Here is a 17,611-nt window from a genome sequence, read left to right on the forward strand (position 1 = left end):
TCCTCGTCAGTGTCCTCGCCAGCTTTCCCGTTTCTGACGAGCCGTCAGATCTACTGGACCGACTGTTCCACCGGCGTCAGGGAGCGTCAATACCGCCGATACCGTCAGAGCACGCTGGCCCCGGCCAGCCACCCGCCGTCGATCACGAACGGCTGCCCGGTGATGTACGAGGAGTCCTCCTCGGCGGTCAGGAACAGGGCGAGCCGGGCCACCTCCTCCGGCCTGCCGACCCGGCCGAGCGGCACCAGCTTGCGGTAGAGGGAGTCCAGGCCCCGGGAGCCGAGCTGCGCCGGATTGCTCATCGCGGTGTCGATGGCGCCGGGGCAGACCGCGTTGACCCGGATGCGCCGCTTGGCCAGCTCCAGGGCGGCGACCCTGGTGAGGCCGATGACGGCGTGCTTGGTCGCGCTGTACGCCCCGACGTACGCCATGCCCGTCATCCCCGCGTACGAGGCGGTGTTCACGATCGAACCGCCGCCGGCCGCCGCGATCTCGGGCGCGGTCGTCTTGATGCCGAGGAAGACACCGACCTGGTTGACCTGCACGATCTGCTGGAACTCGGCGAGCGGCGTCTTGGCGAGCTCGCCGAAGCGCAGGATGCCCGCGTTGTTGACGAGTCCGTCCAGCTTGCCGAAGGCGTCCTTCGTGGCGGCGACCGCGGCCGCCCAGTCCGCCTCCCGGCCCACGTCGAGATGGACGTAGCGGGCGCTCTCGGACCCCAGTTCCTTCGCCAGCGCCTCCCCCTGCTCGTCGAGCACGTCGCCGACTACGACGCGCGCGCCCTCCGCGACGAAGAGCCGCGCCTCCTGCTCGCCCTGCCCGCGCGCGCCGCCGGTGACGATGACGACGCGTCCGTCGAGCTTGCCCATGCCGGCCTCCCTGTTCACTTCTTCTCTTTGGAACGAGCGTTCTATCCAAAGTGTGGTGCGACCTCGGCGCCGAACGCCGCCATCTGGTCGCAGAGTTCCTCCCGGCTGCGGCTGCGGAACCGCACCTGGATCTGGTGCACGCCCATCGCCGCGTACGCGCGCAGCGACTCGGCGAGGGCTTCGGGCCCACCGCTGAGGGTGTGCCGCCCCACCGGCCAGGAGGGCGCGCCCACGTACAGCGGTTCGGTGATCGCGCCGATGGTGAGGGGCCCATCGACGCCCGCCTCCGCCCGCAGCCGCCGCAGCGTGGCGATCTTCTCCGGGAGCCGGTCGCGCGGGTCGCCCTGCGGCAGCCAGCCGTCACCGCGCGTCGCGGCCCTGCGGACCGCCGCGGGCGACGAACCGCCGACCCAGACCGGCACCCGCTCCTGCGCCGGACGAGGGCGCTGGCCGAGCCCTTCGAAGGCGAAGAACGCGCCGCGGTGCTCGGGGTACTCCTCGGGGCCGAGGGCGGCGCGCAGCGCGTCCACGGTCTCGTCGAGGAGGGGGCCACGCCGGTCGAAGTCGACCCCGAGGGCCGCGAACTCCTCCGGTACGTGCCCCGCGCCGACGCCGAGGATCAGACGGCCGCCGCTGAGGTGGTCGAGGGTCGCATAGCTCTTGGCGCTCAGGAGCGGGTGGCGCAGGCCGACGATCGCGACATGGCTCAGGAGACGGACGCGTTCGGTGAGGCCCGCCAGCCAGGAGAGGGTGGCGACGGGGTCGTACCAGGTGGTGCCCATGGCGTCGGCGAGCCGGCGCGGGATCGCGACGTGATCGCAGCTCGCGAGGTACGCGAACCCCGCCCGCTCCGCCGTCCGGGCCACCTCGGCCAGGCCCCCCGGCCCGGCACCCGCCTCCCACCCCTCGGCGAACAGCCCACTCTGCGCCTGCACCGGAAGCTGCATCCCATACACCATCCGCCCTGCCACAACGCCCCCTGCCGGCCACCCCATCAGCTCCACTGAATGCCACCACATCGTCGTATCTGACACCCCATCAGGCAAGGCCCCCGTAAGGGGCGAACCCTTACCCCACCTCATAGCCGAGGGCGGCGGCGATCACCTCCGCCTGCACGGAGTCGATCCTCGCCCCGGCGGCCCGGACGGCCAGCGGATCGAGCCCCGAAAGATCGCTACCGCGCAGATCGGCCCCGGCCAGGTCGGCCCCCCGCCACCGCGCGCCGGAGAGATCGCAGAGAGTGACCTCCGCCTCGCCGAGGCGGACCCCCGCGAGGTCCGCCTCGCGCAACCGCACCCCGTCGAACACGGCCTTGCGCAGATCGGCCCCGGAGAGCGCGGTGAACGACCAGTCACCGCCGCGCACCTCGAAGGCCGTGAACGTGCACCCCTGGAAGAGGCTGCCCACGGCCTTGCACTGCTCGAAGCGGGTGTCGAAGAACGTGCATCTTCTGAAGGTGCAGTTGGTGAACGCCGACGAGGCGAAGCGCGCGGCGTTGAACCTGGCCCCCGCGAACGTGCACCCAGCGAACTCGACGCCCTCCGCCTCGGCCTCCGTCAGGTCGGTGTCGAAGAACGTACAGTCCTCGAACACCTGCCCGGACAGATCCCGCCCGTACCAGTCCTCGCCCCGGAACACCTCTGCGCTCGCCATGGATCCGATTGAACAGGGAGGCACTGACAGTCACCCGGGCCCCGGCCAGAGACCCTCCTCCGTCAGGCCGAGCAGGCCGATCGCGTTGCCGCGGACGATGCGGTCGACCACGTCCGGGGCCAGGTGGCCCATCTGTTCCTCGCCGACCTGGCGGGATTTCGGCCAGGTGGAGTCGGAGTGGGGGTAGTCGGTCTCGTACAGGACGTTGGGAACGCCGATGGCGTCGAGGTTGCGCAGACCGAAGGCGTCGTCGAAGAAGCAGCCGAAGACGTGCTCGGCGAAGAGCTCGGACGGCGGCCGGTGGACCTTGTCGGCGACACCGCCCCAGCCCCGGTTCTCCGCCCAGACGACGTCGGCGCGCTCCAGGATGTAGGGGATCCAGCCGATCTGCCCCTCCGCATACATGACCTTGAGGCGGGGAAAGCGCTCGAACTTGCCGCTCATCAGCCAGTCGACCATGGAGAAGCAGCAGTTGGCGAAGGTGACGGTGGAGCCGACGGCGGGCGGGGCGTCCGCGGACGTGGACGGCATCCGGCTGGAGGAGCCGATGTGCATGGCGACGACTGTGCCGGTCTCGTCGCAGGCGGCGAGGAACGGGTCCCAGTAGTCGGTATGGATGGAGGGAAGTCCGAGATAGGGGGGTATTTCGGAGAACGCGACGGCACGGACGCCGCGGGCGGCGTTGCGCCGCACCTCCGCGGCGGCCAGTCCGGCGTCCCACAGCGGGACGAGGGTGAGCGGTATCAGCCGACCTTGCGCGTCGGCGCCGCACCACTCCTCGACCATCCAGTCGTTGTACGCCCGCACCGAGAGAAGGCCCAGGTCGCGATCGCCCGCTTCGGTGAAGGTCTGGCCACAGAAGCGGGGGAAGGTGGGGAAGCACAGGGCGGACTGGACGTGGTTGACGTCCATGTCGGCGAGCCGCTCGGGGACGCTGAAGGAACCGCGGCGCATCTGCTCGTACGTGATGACCTCGAGCTTGATCTCGTCGCGGGCGTAGCCGACGGCCGTGTCGAGCCGGGTGAGCGGGCGGTGCAGATCCTCGTACACCCACCAGTCCCCTATGGGCCCGTCGTCCCCTTTCTCCCCCATCACGGGCGCGAACTTTCCGCCCATAAAGGTCATTTCCTTGAGCGGGGCCCGGACGATGCGCGGCCCGCGGTCCAGATACCTCGCCGGGAGGCGGTCCCGCCAGACGCGCGGAGGCTCCACCGTGTGGTCGTCCACCGAGATGATCCTCGGGAACGGCGGCGCGGCGGGGGCGGCGTCCTGAGTGCTCTCCATGGTCTCCATGCGGTTCACCGTAGCGCCGATCTGACGATCCGTCAGTTGTCCGGATTCGGTCACTGCTGCGGGAACCCTGTGAGAGCCGTCTCCCACGGCTGACGCATCCGCTCCGGACAAGGCAAACTGTGCTCCGGCAGAAAGTCCCACGGGCAGGGCAGGCCCGTCGCGGGCACAAACCAGGCACAGCCGGGCACAGTCGGGCTTATGTGAACAGTCTTCAGCAACTGCGTGCGGCGGGGCAGCAGGGGGAGCGATGGACGGACTACCGCGAGTGCCGGAGCAGCGGCGTTCGACGGCGGAAAGCGACCCTGGGACACCTGAGACATCGGGGCCGGAGTCGATCACGACGGACCAGGGACAGGAGGGGGCGGCGCAGCCTGCCCGCTTCAGCGTCCTCGGCCCCGTACGCGCCTGGCTCGGCGCGGACCAACTGCTCACCGGTTCACCGCAGCAACGCGCCCTGCTCGCCGCCCTGCTGCTGCGCGACGGCCGCACGGCCACCGCTTCGGAGCTGATCGACGCCATCTGGGGTGAGGAACCGCCCTCCCAGGCGCTCGCCGCCATCCGGACCTACGCGTCCCGGCTGCGCAAGGTGCTGCCGCCCGGCACGCTGCTCAGCGAGTCCGGCGGCTATGCGGTACGGGCCGCCGAGGGCGCCCTCGACCTGGCCGAGGCGGAGTCCCTGTGGGCGGAGGCCGAGCGCGCCCGCGGGCTCGGCGATCTGCACCAGGCGCGGTCCCTGGTCAACAAGGCCCTGTCGCTCTGGGACGGCGAACCCCTCGCCAACGTCCCGGGCCCCTACGCGGACGCCCAGCGCACCCGCCTGGAGGAGTGGCGGCTGCAACTCCTCGAATCCCGCCTCGACATGGACCTGGAGCAGGGCTGCCACGCCGAGTCCGTCTCCGAGCTGACCGCGCTGACCGCCGCCCATCCGCTGCGCGAGCGGCTGCGCGAACTGCTGATGCTGGCCCTCTACCGCTCCGGACGCCAGGCGGAGGCCCTCGCCGTGTACGCCGACACCCGCCGACTGCTCGCCGACGAACTGGGCGTCGACCCGCGCCCCGGCCTCCAGGAGCTCCAGCAGCGCATCCTCCAGGCCGACCCGGCGCTCGCCGAGCCGTCCGCGCCCGCCGCCGAGCAGGCCGCGGGCGTCGTGCGGCCCGCGCAGCTGCCCGCCACCGTGCAGGACTTCACCGGCCGCGCCGCCTTCGTCAAGGAGCTCAGCGACATCCTCTCCACCGCCGAGGGCCGCGTCATGGCCGTCTCGGCCCTCGCGGGCATCGGCGGCGTGGGCAAGACCACCCTCGCGGTGCACGTCGCCCACGCGGCCCGCACGCACTTCCCCGACGGGCAGCTCTACGTCGACCTCCAGGGCGCCGGGCCGCGCGCCGCCGAGCCGGAGACGGTGCTCGGCGCGTTCCTGCGGGCACTCGGCACGGCGGACTCCGCCATTCCGGACTCCCTGGAGGAGCGGGCCGCCCTGTTCCGCTCCGTCCTCGACGGCCGCCGCGTCCTCGTCCTGCTCGACAACGCCCGGGACGCCGCGCAGGTGCGGCCGCTCCTTCCCGGCATGGAGGGCTGCGCCGCCCTGGTCACCAGCCGGATGCGGATGGTGGACCTGGCGGGCGCGCACCTCGTCGACCTCGACGTGATGTCGCCCGACGAGGCGCTCCAGCTCTTCACGAAGATCGTCGGCGAGGAGCGGGTGGCGTCCGAGCGGGAGGCCGCGCTCGACGTCGTGGCCGCCTGCGGGTTCCTGCCGCTCGCCATCCGCATCGCCGCGTCCCGGCTCTCGGCGCGCCGCACCTGGACCGTGTCGACGCTCGCCGCCAAGCTCGCGGACGAGCGGCGCCGCCTCGACGAGCTACAGGCGGGCGACCTCGCGGTCGCGGCCACCTTCGAGCTCGGCTACGGCCAGCTGGAGCCGGCCCAGGCCCGCGCCTTCCGCCTGCTCGGCCTCGCCGACGGCCCCGACATCTCCCTCGCGGCCGCCGCCGCGATGCTCGGCCTGCCCCTGGAGGACGCCGAGGACCTCCTGGAGTCCCTGGTCGACACCTCCCTCCTGGAGTCCGCGGCACCGGGCCGCTACCGGTACCACGACCTCCTGCGCCTGTACGCACGCGCCTGCGCGGAGCGCGACGAACTCCCGCCGACCGAACGGGCGGCGGCGCTCTCGCGGCTCCTCGACTTCTACTTGGCGTCGGCCGTACGGGTATACGCGGTGGAGCGTCCCGGCGACCGGACCGTGGACCACCTCGCCGGCCCGGACCGCCCCGGCCTCGACTTCGTCGACGCGGCCACGGCCCTGGACTGGCTGCACGCGGAGGCGGCCTGCATCCTGGCCTGCGTCCAGCAGTCGCTGCGGGCGGACGGTCTGAGGCGGGCGGTGGATCTGCTGCTCGCGGCCAAGGACCTGGCGGAGTCGGGAGCGAGCTCGCACCGGTACGAGGTGGCGACGCGTGCTGCCCGCGACGCGGCGGCGGCAGCGGAGGACCCCCGAGCCGAAGGCAGGGCCCGGGTGAGCCTCGCCCAGGTGCTGTGCAAGTTCGGTCACTTCGAGGACGCCACCGCGGAACTCGAGAAGGCCGCCGCCCTCGGCCAGGAGTCGGGTGACCTCTGGACCCAGGGCAACGCCGCGAACGAACTGGGGATCAACGCCTACTGCCTGAACCGGCACGCTGTGAGCGAGGCCCACCTGCTGCGGGCGATCGAGATCTTCCGGCTCGACGGCAACCGGCCCCACGAGGCGAGTGCTCTGTGCAACTGGTCCCGCGTACTGATTTCCTTGGGGCGTACGGCCCAGGCGATCGACCTCGCTCGCCAGGGCGTGGCCCTCTACAGCGATCTGGGGCTCACCTTCCGGATCGCCAATGCCAAGTCGGCCCTGGGGATCGGTCTGAGTCACGCGGGCCGGCACGCGGAGGCACTCGAACAACTCTCGGACGCCCTGGGCCTGTTCGTCGAGAGCCGTCAGCGCCTCTGGGAAGGCACCTCGCACTACCGGATCGCCCAGGTGCACCTCACGGCCCGGCGGCCCGCCCAGGCAGCCCAGCACGCCGAGCAGGCACTGGCCACGGGCTGCGTCGGTGGCGACTGGATGCGGGCGAACGTCCTCGTCCTGCTCGGCAGGTCACTCGACGCGCTCGGCCAGCTGGACCGCGCGCGGGCGTGCTGGCAGAAGGCGCTCGCCCTGCACACGGAGGCAGACGCTCCGGAAGCCGCCGAGGTACGGCGACTGCTCCGTCCTGTAGCGGCGGCGTGACACGTTCGTCGGGCGCGTTCATCGAACGTTTATGAGTGGCTGTCACTCTCTCTTTATCGACCCGTCGCGTCGGGGGGCAGACGGGTCGCGTGGGCCCCACAGCTATGGTGAGCGGCCCGATCGCCCGTTCAGCGACCCTCGGGGGAGTTGCTGAGCGGGCGGTCCAGTCCCGGAGCCCCGCGCATCGTCAGGAGTTGCCACCATGAGCGAAGCCCAGAAGAAGAAGGCACCGAACCTCGGCCCGCTGGGCGAGGGGCACATCCCCGCCCCGCCGGAGGACGGTCCCGCCGTCCCGCCCGGCGAGGGCCACATCCCGGTGCCGCCCAAGGGCGGCATCACCACCAAGGGCGAGGGACACATCCCGGCACCGCCCAAGGACTGAGACCTTTATCCCGACGGGGATCGGCCGCGGCGGCGCGGAGGGGGAGCCGCCGCGGCCGATGTTTTTCCGGTACGGGTCTCCGCGCGTCGACCGCGCTCCGCAAGCGCTTCAACTCCGCGCGATTTAGCGTGAATTGTTCGAACTTTTGCTCTTATGTGCGGCTAGAGTCACTTGTTGAAAGTCTGCCCCCTCCAAGGAGTTGGAATGACGCGAACCAGGAAGATCTTCGTGACGCTTGCCGTGATGGCTGCGGCGACGGCAGGGGCGGCGTCCCCGGCTCTCGCCGACAGCCACATGCCTTCGCCTCCCGGCGAGGGCCACCTTCCCGTGGTGTCGCCGCGCGGCGAGGGACACCTGCCCTCCAGCCCGCAGGGCGAGGGGCATCTGCCCTCGGGGCCGCAGGGCGAGGGACACCTGCCCAGTTCTCCGCAGGGCGAGGGCCATCTGCCGGCGCCTCCCGGTGAGGGCCACCTCCCGCTGCCCAAGCCGTACGGCGAGGGGCACCTCCCCGCCCCGCCGCAGGGCTGACCACGGCACCGCACGGCCGGGGCCGAGCCGCCGCTCGGCCCCGGTTCAGCGCGCCCGCGCACGCCTGTGCGAAAGTCACCCCATGTCCAGCACCCGGCTCCGTCACCTCTTCCGGCCCGCGCGCCCGACGTCCGCCGCTGTCGCCGTCCTGCTCGGCGCGGTCCTGCTGACCGCGTGCGGCGAGGAGCACAAGGGCGCCGCCGACGGCGTGGACGCGCCCGCCGCGTCGGCGCCGAAGCGCCAGGAAGCGGCCGGAACGTCCGGCACCCCCGGCACGCCCGGCACGTCCCGAGGCGGGAGCCCGCCGGAGCGCACCGCTCCGGCCACGAGCGGCCCCTACGTCGAGCCGGGCGCGGGCGACGGCGCCCCGCACTACCGCGAGAACAACGCCCACCGCTTCCCCGGCAGGATGTCCGCCGCGAGCGAGAAGGCCGCCGACGCCCAGAGGGAGCGCGTCGAGCGGGTGCTCAAGCGGCTCTGGGAGAAGGGGACATGGGACCCGGGCCCGGTGCGCGCGGCGCTCCGCGCGGAACTCGGCGCCGACGCCGAGGAGAAGCTCGTCGTACAGAGCATGTACGCGCGCTGGGAGGGCGACCGCAACGTCACCCCGGAGGGCGCGATGATCGGGCTGCGGGTGCGGGACGACGCCTGCGTGACGGCGTTCGTGCAGAAGACGAACTACGGGGCGAAGACGGACGGCCCGTTCCCGGAGACGGGCTGCATGGAGCCTCCGGTCGGCCACTGAGGCCGCGGGACGGACACCGGGCGCCGGACACCGGGCACAGACCAGACACCGGGCACAGGCCGGGGACACCGGGCACAGGCCAGACACCGGACGCGGGACAGCCACCGGGCGCAGGCCCGCGGCGGGGGGAGCCTGCGCCCCGCGGGGAGGGGAAATCCGTTGGACCGCGACCGCCCCGCCGACCGATAGTGCGCCCATGACAACTCTCGTGCGCCACATCACGTTCGACTGTTCCGACGCCCACACCCTTGCGACCTTCTGGGCCGGGGTCCTTGAGGGCTCGCTGGCGGACGACGATCTCCCCGGGGACCCCGAGGCCCTGGTGACCACGCCCGGCGGGCCGACGCTGCTGTTCGTGACGGTGCCGGAGAAGAAGTCCGCGAAGAATCGCGTGCACTTCGACCTCCAGCCGCAGGACCGCACGCGCGACGAGGAGGTGGAGCGCGTCCGCGCCCTCGGCGCGACCCTCGTCGGCGACCACCGGCTGCAGGACGGCCGCGGCTGGGTGACCCTCGCCGACCCGGAGGGCAACGAGTTCTGCGTGGAGCGCAGCGCGGCCGAACGCGCCGCGACGGACGGCTGACCCTCACCGGCCGAGCCCCCGCGGCCCCCGCATCCCCCGCAGCCCCCGCAACTCCCCCTTCACCACCTTGCCGCTCGCGTTCCGTGGCAGCCCGTCCACGAACTCCACCTGCCGCGGCACCTTGTAGTTGGCCATCTCGCGGCGCGCCCAGGCGATCAGGTCGTCAGCGGTGAGGACGGCCGCCGCGGGCCCGGACGGGGCGCGGCGCACCACGTACGCCTTGCCGACCTCGCCGAGCCGGGCGTCGGGCACGCCGATGACTGCGACGTCGGCGACGGCCGGGTGCGCGCCGATGAGCTGCTCTATCTCGGCGGGGTAGGCGTTGAAGCCGCCGACGACGTACATGTCCTTGATGCGGTCGGTGATGCGCAGGTTGCCCGCCGCGTCCAGGACGCCGACGTCGCCGGTGCGCAGCCAGCCGTCCGCCGTGAGCACCTGGGCGGTGCCTGCCGGGTCCTCGTGGTAGCCGCGCATGACGTGGTGGCCGCGGACGAGGATCTCACCGGGCGAGCCCGGGGGCAGGTCCGTGCCCGCCGCCGACACCACCTTCACCTCCGTGCCGGGGATCGCGCGCCCGGAGGTGGTGGCGACGATGTCCGCGGGGTCGCCGCGGCGGCACATCGTGACGATGCCACTGGCCTCGGAGAGCCCGTACGCGGTGAGGACCGTGGCGATGCGCAGCTCCGTGCGGAGGCGTTCGACGAGGCGCAGCGGGACGACGGCGGCGCCGGTCACCACGAGCCGCAGCGCCGACAGGTCGTGGCTGTCGCGGGCCGGGTGGTCGAGGAGGGACTGGTGCAGGGTGGGCGGTCCCGGCAGGACGGAGACGCGCTCGGCGGCGATGTTGGCGAGGACGGTGTCCACGTCGAAGACCGGCTGCGGGATCATCGTGGCGCCGCGCATGAGGCAGGCGACGATGCCGGCCTTGTAGCCGAAGGTGTGGAAGAACGGGTTCACGATCAGATAGCGGTCGCCCTCGCGCAGCCCGGCGAGTTCGCTCCAGATCGCGTAGCAGCGCAGGGTCTGGGCGTGGGTGATGACGGCACCCTTGGGGCGGCCGGTGGTGCCCGAGGTGTAGATGATGTCGGAGGGGTCGTCGCCGCGTACGGAGTCCGCTCGCGCCCGCACCCGCTCCCGCTCCACCCCGTCGCCGCCCGCGAGGAAGTCCTTCCAGGTGCGGAAGGACTCCGGGGCGTCGTCGGCGAGGACCACGACGTCCTCCAGGTGCGGCAGTCCGGGCAGCGGCCCGCGCCCGGGGCCGTCCGCCCCGCTCCCCGCGGCCCTGCGCAGCGAGGCGACGTACGACGTCCCCAGGAACGTACCGGTGACGAACAGCAGCCGTGCCCGCGAACGGGCGAGGACGCCGGCCGCCTCGGCGCCCTTGAAGCGGGTGTTGAGGGGGACGAGGACCGCGCCCGCGCCGACGGCGCCGAGGGCGCAGACGATCCAGTCGAGGGTGTTGGGCGCCCAGACGGCGACCCGGTCGCCGCGCTCGACGCCGCTCGCGACACAGGCGGCGGTGGCCCGCTCGACGCGCGCGCCGAGTTCCCGGTACGAGATGCGGGTGCGGCCCTCGACGACCGCCTCCCGGTCCCCGTACCGCGTCGCCGCCGCCCGGACCAGGCCCGGCACGCTGCCCCACTCCAGGTCGCCGCGCATCCCTGACCTCCGCCGCCGTCTCGTATGCGCAAGGGCTAGCTGACACTCCGTCAGATTAGCGGTAGCCTGCCGCACTGTCAGCAGCGAGGACCGGGTACGGCGAGGACCGCAGGCAACGACGCGCGCGGAGGTTCCGCATGGCTTCACTCAAGGACGCCACGGCGATAGTCGGCATCGGACAGACGCCCTTCGCCAAGCAACTTCCGGAGAGCGAGAAGGCGTTGGCGTGCCGGGCGATCCTGTCCGCCCTCGACGACGCGGGCATCGCGCCCGCCGAGGTGGACGCGTTCGCCTCGTACACGATGGAGGAGACCGACGAGGTCGAGGTGGCCAAGGCGGTCGGCGCCGGTGACGTCACCTTCTTCAGCAAGGTCGGGTACGGCGGCGGGGGTTCCTGCGCCACCGTCGGACACCTGGCCGCCGCCGTCGCCACCGGGCAGGCGAGCGTCGGCGTCGCCTGGCGCTCACGCAAACGGGGCAGCGGACCGCGCCCCTGGCGGAACACCGCCGTCCAGCTCCCCACGCCCGCGCAGTGGACCCGGCCCTTCGGGCTGCTGCGCCCCGCCGACGAGATCGCGATGCTGACCCGCCGCTATCTGCACGAGTACGGCGCCACCCGCGACCACCTCTTCAACGTCGCGCTCGCCTGCCGCAACCGCGCCAACCAGAACCCGGCCGCGATCATGTACGAGCGTCCGCTGACCCGGGACATGTATATGACCTCGCGCTGGATCAGCGAGCCGCTGTGCCTGTTCGACAACTGCCTGGAGACGGACGGCGCCCTCGCCTGCGTGGTCGTCTCCGCCGAGCGGGCCCGCGACTGCCGCCGGGTGCCGGTGTATGTGCACTCCGTCGCGCAGGGCCTGCCCGCGCAGCACCACGGAATGGTCAACTACTGGAACGACGACCCCCTCTCCGGTCCCGCCTGGACGGCCGCCCGCCAGCTCTGGAAACAGTCCGACGTCGCCCCCGAGGACGTCGACGTGGCCCAGATCTACGACGCGTTCACCGCCCTGATCCCCCTCTCCCTGGAGGGCTACGGCTTCTGCGCCCGCGGCGAGGGCGGCGCCTTCACCGAGGGCGGCGCCCTGGAGATCGGCGGCCGTCTGCCCCTCAACACCGCGGGCGGCGGCCTCAGCGAGGCCTACGTCCACGGCTTCAACCTGATCACCGAGGGCGTGAAGCAACTCCGTGGCACGTCGACGGCACAGGTGCCGGACGCGGCGACATGCTTGGTGACGGCGGGCGAGGGAGTCCCGACATCGGCCTTGCTGCTCCGCACTACGTGAGCAGGCGCCCCGTAAGGGGCGCGGGGAACTGCGCGAGCAACCCCACCGAACCCGCACCCGCGAAGGACGAGAACATGGCAGACGCCCCCGCGAAACAGGAACCCCTCCTGACCCCGGTCGTCGACGACGACGCCACCCCGTACTGGGAGTACGCCGCCCAAGGCGAACTCCGCGTACAAGAGTGCGCCACCTGTGGCGAACCCCGCTTCCCCCCACGCCCCTGCTGCCCGCACTGCGCGAGCTTCACCACCACCTGGCGCAGGACCAGCGGCCGGGGCCGCGTCTGGTCCTACGTGGTCCCCCACCCCCCGCTCCTGCCCGCCTACGCGGCCCGCGCCCCCTACCCCGTGGTCCTGGTGGAACTCACCGACGCCCCCCGCGTCCGCCTGGTCGGCAACCTGGTCGCGCGGGCGGGCGCGGCGCTCGACTCCGTCCCCCTGGAGCGGGTACGGATCGGGGCGCGGGTGCAGGCGGTCTTCGCCGACCAGGGCGGGGTCGTGGTGCCGCAGTGGATCCTGGAGCGGCCGTGACGGGGGCGAGCGGTCTGCGGGTCGAGCGGGACGCGGCGACCGGGGTCGCCGTGGTCACACTGGACCGCCCGGAGCGGCACAACGCGCTCGACCTTGCCACGGCCACCGAACTCGGCTCGTGCTGGCGGGAGTTCCGCTACGACAACACGGTACGGGCGGTCGTCCTCACCGGCGCGGGCGAGCAGGCGTTCTGTACCGGCGTCGACCGCGCCGCCGAGGTCCCGCAGCCGTCGTCGCCGTACTCGATCGACGATCCGCTCCTGACCGTCGGCCCCAAGGCCAACGACCTGTGGAAGCCGGTCCTCGCCGCCGTCAACGGCATGGCGTGCGGCGGGGCCTTCTATCTGATCGGCGAGTGCGAGTTCGTGCTCGCCGCGGAGCACGCCACGTTCTTCGACCCGCATACGACGTACGGGATGGTCAGCGCGTACGAGGCCGTCGCCATGGCGCAGCGGATGCCGTTCGGGGAGGTGGCCCGGATGGCGCTCATGGGGACGGCGGAACGGGTGTCCGCGCGGCGGGCGTACGAGGTGGGGCTCGTGTCGGAGGTGGTGGCGGGGGCCGGGGTGCGGGCCGCGGCGGTGGCTGCCGCCGAGACGGTGGCGTCCTTCCCCACGGCGGCGGTGCAGGGGACGGTGCGTGCCGTCTGGTCGGCCCGCGAGGCCGCCCGCGCGCAGGCCATGGCGCACGCGCCGCACCTGATCGCCCTGGGCAACGCACCGCCCGCCGACCAGTCGGCGCTCTTCGCATCGCGCGAGCGGGGGGCACCCTTCCGCATCCGCTAGGGCGAGCCTGCGCGGGGGCGTGCCCCGCATGGCGGGGAGCACGCAGCCGGCGTAGCGTCAAGGCGACGGCCGCCGTTCGAGCCCCTTCCGTGCCCGCTACGACGGCCGTCCCGCTCTTCTCCCACCCACGGGCCTTTCCCCCTGCGGGGGGCTTCTCCCACCCACCCCTTTCCCTGCGGGGAGCCACCGGAGCGGGCTGCCGGGCCCAGGCCCAGGCCCAGGGCTACGGGCCTAGCGGGCGGTGGCCGTGCCCCGTTCCGCGTCGAGGGCGTAGACGCAGCGGTCCTTGCTGCACGCGTAGACCACCCCGTCCCGCACCACCGGCGCCCCGGTGATCTCGCCGCCGGTGGCGAGCTTCCAGCGGAGGCGGCCGTCGTCGGCCTTGAGGGTGTAGAGGAGGTGGTCGGTGGCGCCGAAGTGGATGCGGCGGTCGGCGACCACGGGCGAGCCGACGACCTCGCCACCGGCCTGGAAGCGCCACTTCGGGGTGCCGGTGACGGCGTCGAGGGTGTACAGGCCCTTGCCGCTGCCCACGTGGACGTGGCCGTCGGCGACGAGCACGGGGTCGACGGAGGACCGGGACTCGGTGGCGATGCGCCAGCGGTCGCGGCCGTCGGTGGCGTCCAGGGCGTACACGGTGCCGAGGTAGTCGGCGAGGTAGACACCGCCGCCGGTGACGGCGGGCCCCGGTGCGAAGGTGGGCGGCGAGAGGAACACCGCGGGTGCCTCGAAGTGCCAGCGGACATGCCCCGCGGCCACGTCCACCGCGAGGACGCGGGTGCCCGCGGCCACGTACACGTACCCGTCCGCCGCCTGGGTGACCCGTACGGGAACGCCCCCGCAGGACGCGGCGTCCCCGACGGGGTAGGACCAGCGCTCGATGCCTGTACGGGCGTCGACGGCGCGCAGCCGGGCGTCCTTCCAGACGTACACGGTGCCGTCGACGATGACGGGCGCGGCCTCGGGCGTCTCGAAGTCGGTCTGGGCGTTCGTGATCTCCCAGAGCTTCTCGCCGTTCGCGGCCTCCCAGCCCTGGACGCCGCCGCCGCGCGTCGCGGTGACGACGGTGCCCCGGTCGGCCTGGAGCGCGTACACCCAGGCGTCGGTCTGGATCCGCCACAGGTCGGAGCCGTCGGCGCCGTCCAGCGCGTACAGGGTGGGGCCGTCGGAGGCGTGGATGCGGCCGTCGGCGACCGCCATGGACCAGGCGACGTCCCGTGTCTTGAAGCTGCGCCGGCCGGTGCCGACGTCCAGGGCGTGCACCTCGAAGGACGTGACGTACACGAGGTTCCCGGCGACGGCGGGCGTGCCCCACACGTCGTTGGACATCCGGAACCGCCAGGGCCGCCAGGAGGCCGGGGCCCCGGCGGCGGGTGCGGCGCCCGCGCCGTGGCCGGTGGGGGCGGCGTGCCCCTGCCGGTCCGGCGCGGCGGCCGGGGCGGGCGCGGGCGCCGACCGGGACCAGGACCCGGCGAGCCCGGAGTCCACCGGCGGCAGGGCGGCCCGCGCCTCGGCGACCCGCGGTCCGGGCCCGATCGGCACCTGCGCCCCGGCGAGCTGCACGGGCCCGGCGTCGGGCACACCGCCGAGCGGTGCGTGGAACGGCTGGGACGCCGCGACGGACGGCGCCTGGGAGGGCACCGCGGGCGGCGCGGCGGCGTGCGAGGGCATGGCGGGGGCGGGCGCCGGAGGGGCGTGGGCCGGGGCCTGCCGTGGCGGCGGCGGTACGGCAGGGACGGGCCCCGCGGGGCGCCCGCCGCGGCCCCCGGACCCGCCACCGGCCCCGGACGCGACCCGTACCGGCGGCCGCCCGCCCCGGCGGGACTCGATGAGCGCGACGGCCCGCTCGGGCAGCCAGGCGGACGCGGTGCCGCTGTCGTCCCCGTTGCCCTCGGAGGCGAACAGGTGCGGGGCGAGCTGGGACTGGAGGTCGTTGGGGGTGGGCCTGCGCACGGCCTCCATCTGCATGCAGGACTCGATCAGGGGCCGCAGCTCGGCGGGCAGGCCCTCCAGGTCGGGGCCCTCGCGCAGCAGCATGAAGACGGTCTCGACGGGGTTGGCGCCGTGGAAGGGGGCGTGTCCCGTGGCGGCGAAGACGAGGGTCGAGCCGAGCGAGAAGACGTCGCTGGCGCCGGTGACGCTGCGGGAGTCCTTGGCCTGTTCGGGCGACATGTAGGCGGGCGTACCGACGGCGACGTTGGTCATGGTCAGCCGGGTGTTGGAGACGCCCGACGCGATACCGAAGTCGATCACGCGCGGGCCGTCCTCGACCACCAGCACGTTGGACGGCTTCAGGTCGCGGTGGACGAGCCCGGCACCGTGGATGGACTCCAGGGCCTCCGCGACGCCCGCGGCCAGCCACCGCACGGCCTGCGTGGGCAGCGGCCCGTGCTCGTTCACTATTTCCTCGAGGGAGGGGGCCGGTACGTACGCGGTGGCGAGCCAGGGCACCGCGGCCCGCGGGTCGGCGTCGACCACGGCCGCCGTGTAGAAGCCGGACACGGCCCTGGCCGCCTCGACCTCGCGCGTGAAGCGGACCCGGAACAGCTGGTCCTCGGCGAGCTCGGTCCGCACCGTCTTGATCGCCACGCGCCGCCCGGACGCGGAACGCGCGAGATAGACGAGCCCCATGCCACCGGCACCGAGCCGTCCAAGGACCTCGAACGGGCCGATCCGCCGCGGATCGTGCTGCGTCAGCTGGTCCACCACTTGCCTGCCACCTCCCCGTACGCGACCGCCGCTTGGAGCAGCCCCGTGCAGCGTCTCACCACCGAGCCGCTACGGCGGCACGCACCCTGATTCTTCCTGGCCCGGCCCCCGGTTGCGAACCCGGGGCAACATCGGGCCGTTTCAGGGCAAAGGGTACGTATGGGGACATCAGCCGGAACGTCGGTCCGGCTCCTGGAGGACCGCGAAGGCGGCGCCCTGGTTGTCCACGAGGGCACCGATGCGCCCGTACGGCGTGTCCACCGGCTCGTCGCGCACGCGCCCGCCGAGCCGCCGTGCCGTGGCGATCGCCGCGTCGCAGTCGGCGACGACGAAGTAGTTGAGGAAGTGCGGGGGCATCTCGGGCGGGAAGCCGTCCGCCATGACGGCCCGGCCGCCGAACGCGGTCCCCGGCCCCGCCTCGGTTCCGGCGGGCGACCAGATGCGGAAGTCCTCACCGCCGTCCCCCAGCTCGTCCTCCAGGTCCAGGCTGCCGTAGCCGAAGACGCCCTCGTAGAAGAGGTCGACCTCCGTGGAGCGGGCGTACACCTCGGTCCAGCAGAAGCTGCCGGGCTCGCGCTGCCTGCCGAAGCCCGGGTGCGTGCCCGCCTGCCAGAGCCCGAAGACCGCGCCCTCGGGGTCGGCGGCGAGCCCCACCGTCCCGTACGGGCCGACCGGCACCGGGTCCGTGATCATCTGCCCGCCCGCCCCCTTGACGCGGACGGCGAGCGCGGCGGCGTCCGGCGTCGCGAGATAGACGGTCCAGGAGGTGGGCATGCGGCCGTCCGACTTGGGCGCGAGGCCGGCGACGGGCTCGCCGCCGAGGAACGCCCGGGTGTACTGCACGCCCGGCCCGCTCCGCCCGCCCGGCCCGCTCCACCCGCTCTGCCCGCTCCAGCCGCCCGGCCGGCTCCCCCCGCCCTGGCCGCTCCCCCCGTCCGGCTCGCACTCCGCGGGCGAACCGTCCTCGAAGGTCCAGCCGAAGAGCTCGCCGTAGAAGCGCTTGCCGCCCTCGACGTCCGGGAGCGTCGCGTCCACCCAGCACGGGACGCCTTCCGCGAAATCCATGAGACCGTTCCCTCGGTTCGCCGCGGAGGACCCTCCTGTGGCCTCCGTCACAGCCAAGCTAGCCGCACGTCCGGGCACCCGCAGCCCAGCGACTCGAACATGTGGTCAATTCCAGCGGGGCGCCGATGCTACCCACCCGCGCGGGCACGGGGTGCCACGCCCCCGCTCGCGACGACGCTTTCCGGACGGCGCACACCCCCCTCCCGGGCGTCGCTCCCCGCACCCCCGCGACCCCCTGCGACCCCCCTCTGGCACCCCTTCAACC

Annotated in this window: 15 protein-coding genes; 8 read left to right on the top strand and 7 right to left on the bottom strand. The window is 73.3% G+C overall.

Annotated features, from left to right (window positions below; genetic code table 11):
- Positions 1-104: 104 nt before the first annotated feature.
- The 4 genes from GPA10_RS15170 to GPA10_RS15185 all read right to left on the bottom strand — a co-directional run bounded on the left by GPA10_RS15170 (position 105) and on the right by GPA10_RS15185 (position 3,815).
- Positions 105-869, bottom strand: a complete 765-nt coding sequence (locus tag GPA10_RS15170) for an SDR family NAD(P)-dependent oxidoreductase (protein WP_157165940.1) — start codon at positions 867-869, stop codon at positions 105-107.
- Positions 870-910: 41 nt separating this feature from the next.
- Positions 911-1,816, bottom strand: a complete 906-nt coding sequence (locus GPA10_RS15175; RefSeq protein ID WP_246259104.1) for an LLM class F420-dependent oxidoreductase — start codon at positions 1,814-1,816, stop codon at positions 911-913.
- A 121-nt stretch (positions 1,817-1,937) separates the two neighbouring features.
- The gene (locus GPA10_RS15180; RefSeq protein ID WP_157165942.1) at positions 1,938-2,522 is read right to left on the bottom strand and encodes a pentapeptide repeat-containing protein; all 585 of its coding nucleotides are present in this window, start codon (positions 2,520-2,522) and stop codon (positions 1,938-1,940) included.
- 30 nt (positions 2,523-2,552) lie between these two features.
- Positions 2,553-3,815, bottom strand: a complete 1,263-nt coding sequence (locus GPA10_RS15185) for an amidohydrolase family protein (RefSeq protein WP_157165943.1) — start codon at positions 3,813-3,815, stop codon at positions 2,553-2,555.
- A 247-nt stretch (positions 3,816-4,062) separates the two neighbouring features.
- Here GPA10_RS15185 and afsR point away from each other — a divergent pair, with 247 nt between their 5' ends.
- The 5 genes from afsR (at position 4,063) to GPA10_RS15210 (ending at position 9,309) form a co-directional block, all read left to right on the top strand.
- Positions 4,063-7,071 (top strand): SARP-family global regulator AfsR, encoded by a 3,009-nt coding sequence (gene afsR, locus GPA10_RS15190; protein ID WP_157165944.1) that lies wholly within the window; start codon positions 4,063-4,065, stop codon positions 7,069-7,071.
- A 202-nt stretch (positions 7,072-7,273) separates the two neighbouring features.
- A complete protein-coding gene (locus GPA10_RS15195; protein ID WP_157165945.1) occupies positions 7,274-7,453 on the top strand; it encodes a hypothetical protein in 180 nt (59 codons plus the stop codon).
- A gap of 204 nt (positions 7,454-7,657) precedes the next feature.
- A complete protein-coding gene (locus GPA10_RS15200; protein ID WP_157165946.1) occupies positions 7,658-7,981 on the top strand; it encodes a hypothetical protein in 324 nt (107 codons plus the stop codon).
- An 82-nt stretch (positions 7,982-8,063) separates the two neighbouring features.
- A complete protein-coding gene (locus GPA10_RS15205; RefSeq protein ID WP_157165947.1) occupies positions 8,064-8,726 on the top strand; it encodes a hypothetical protein in 663 nt (220 codons plus the stop codon).
- Positions 8,727-8,922: 196 nt separating this feature from the next.
- Entirely contained in the window at positions 8,923-9,309 is a 387-nt protein-coding gene (locus GPA10_RS15210) for a VOC family protein (protein ID WP_157165948.1), read from the top strand.
- Between the two features lie 3 nt (positions 9,310-9,312).
- Here the strand turns inward: GPA10_RS15210 and GPA10_RS15215 are convergent, their stop codons facing one another.
- Positions 9,313-10,968, bottom strand: coding sequence for a FadD3 family acyl-CoA ligase (locus tag GPA10_RS15215; RefSeq protein WP_157165949.1), 1,656 nt, complete (start codon positions 10,966-10,968; stop codon positions 9,313-9,315).
- Between the two features lie 137 nt (positions 10,969-11,105).
- Here GPA10_RS15215 and GPA10_RS15220 point away from each other — a divergent pair, with 137 nt between their 5' ends.
- From GPA10_RS15220 to GPA10_RS15230, 3 genes are all read left to right on the top strand, one after another.
- Complete coding sequence (locus GPA10_RS15220) at positions 11,106-12,257, top strand: lipid-transfer protein (RefSeq protein ID WP_157165950.1); 1,152 nt, start codon at positions 11,106-11,108, stop codon at positions 12,255-12,257.
- Positions 12,258-12,331: 74 nt separating this feature from the next.
- The gene (locus GPA10_RS15225) at positions 12,332-12,787 is read left to right on the top strand and encodes a Zn-ribbon domain-containing OB-fold protein (protein ID WP_157165951.1); all 456 of its coding nucleotides are present in this window, start codon (positions 12,332-12,334) and stop codon (positions 12,785-12,787) included.
- Positions 12,784-13,572 carry an enoyl-CoA hydratase/isomerase family protein gene (locus GPA10_RS15230; RefSeq protein ID WP_343040876.1) on the top strand — a complete coding sequence of 263 codons (789 nt, stop codon included), beginning with the start codon at positions 12,784-12,786 and terminating at the stop codon, positions 13,570-13,572. Before GPA10_RS15225 ends, GPA10_RS15230 begins: the two co-directional genes overlap by 4 nt.
- A gap of 231 nt (positions 13,573-13,803) precedes the next feature.
- Here the strand turns inward: GPA10_RS15230 and afsK are convergent, their stop codons facing one another.
- Positions 13,804-16,281 (bottom strand): protein serine/threonine kinase AfsK, encoded by a 2,478-nt coding sequence (afsK, locus tag GPA10_RS15235; protein ID WP_343040879.1) that lies wholly within the window; start codon positions 16,279-16,281, stop codon positions 13,804-13,806.
- Positions 16,282-16,449: 168 nt separating this feature from the next.
- Positions 16,450-17,346: a VOC family protein gene (locus GPA10_RS15240; protein ID WP_157165952.1), complete on the bottom strand. Its 897-nt coding sequence runs from the start codon at positions 17,344-17,346 to the stop codon at positions 16,450-16,452.
- Positions 17,347-17,611: the final 265 nt, after the last annotated feature.

It is taken from the genome of Streptomyces typhae (genome assembly GCF_009755605.1).
Lineage (GTDB): Bacteria > Actinomycetota > Actinomycetes > Streptomycetales > Streptomycetaceae > Streptomyces > Streptomyces typhae.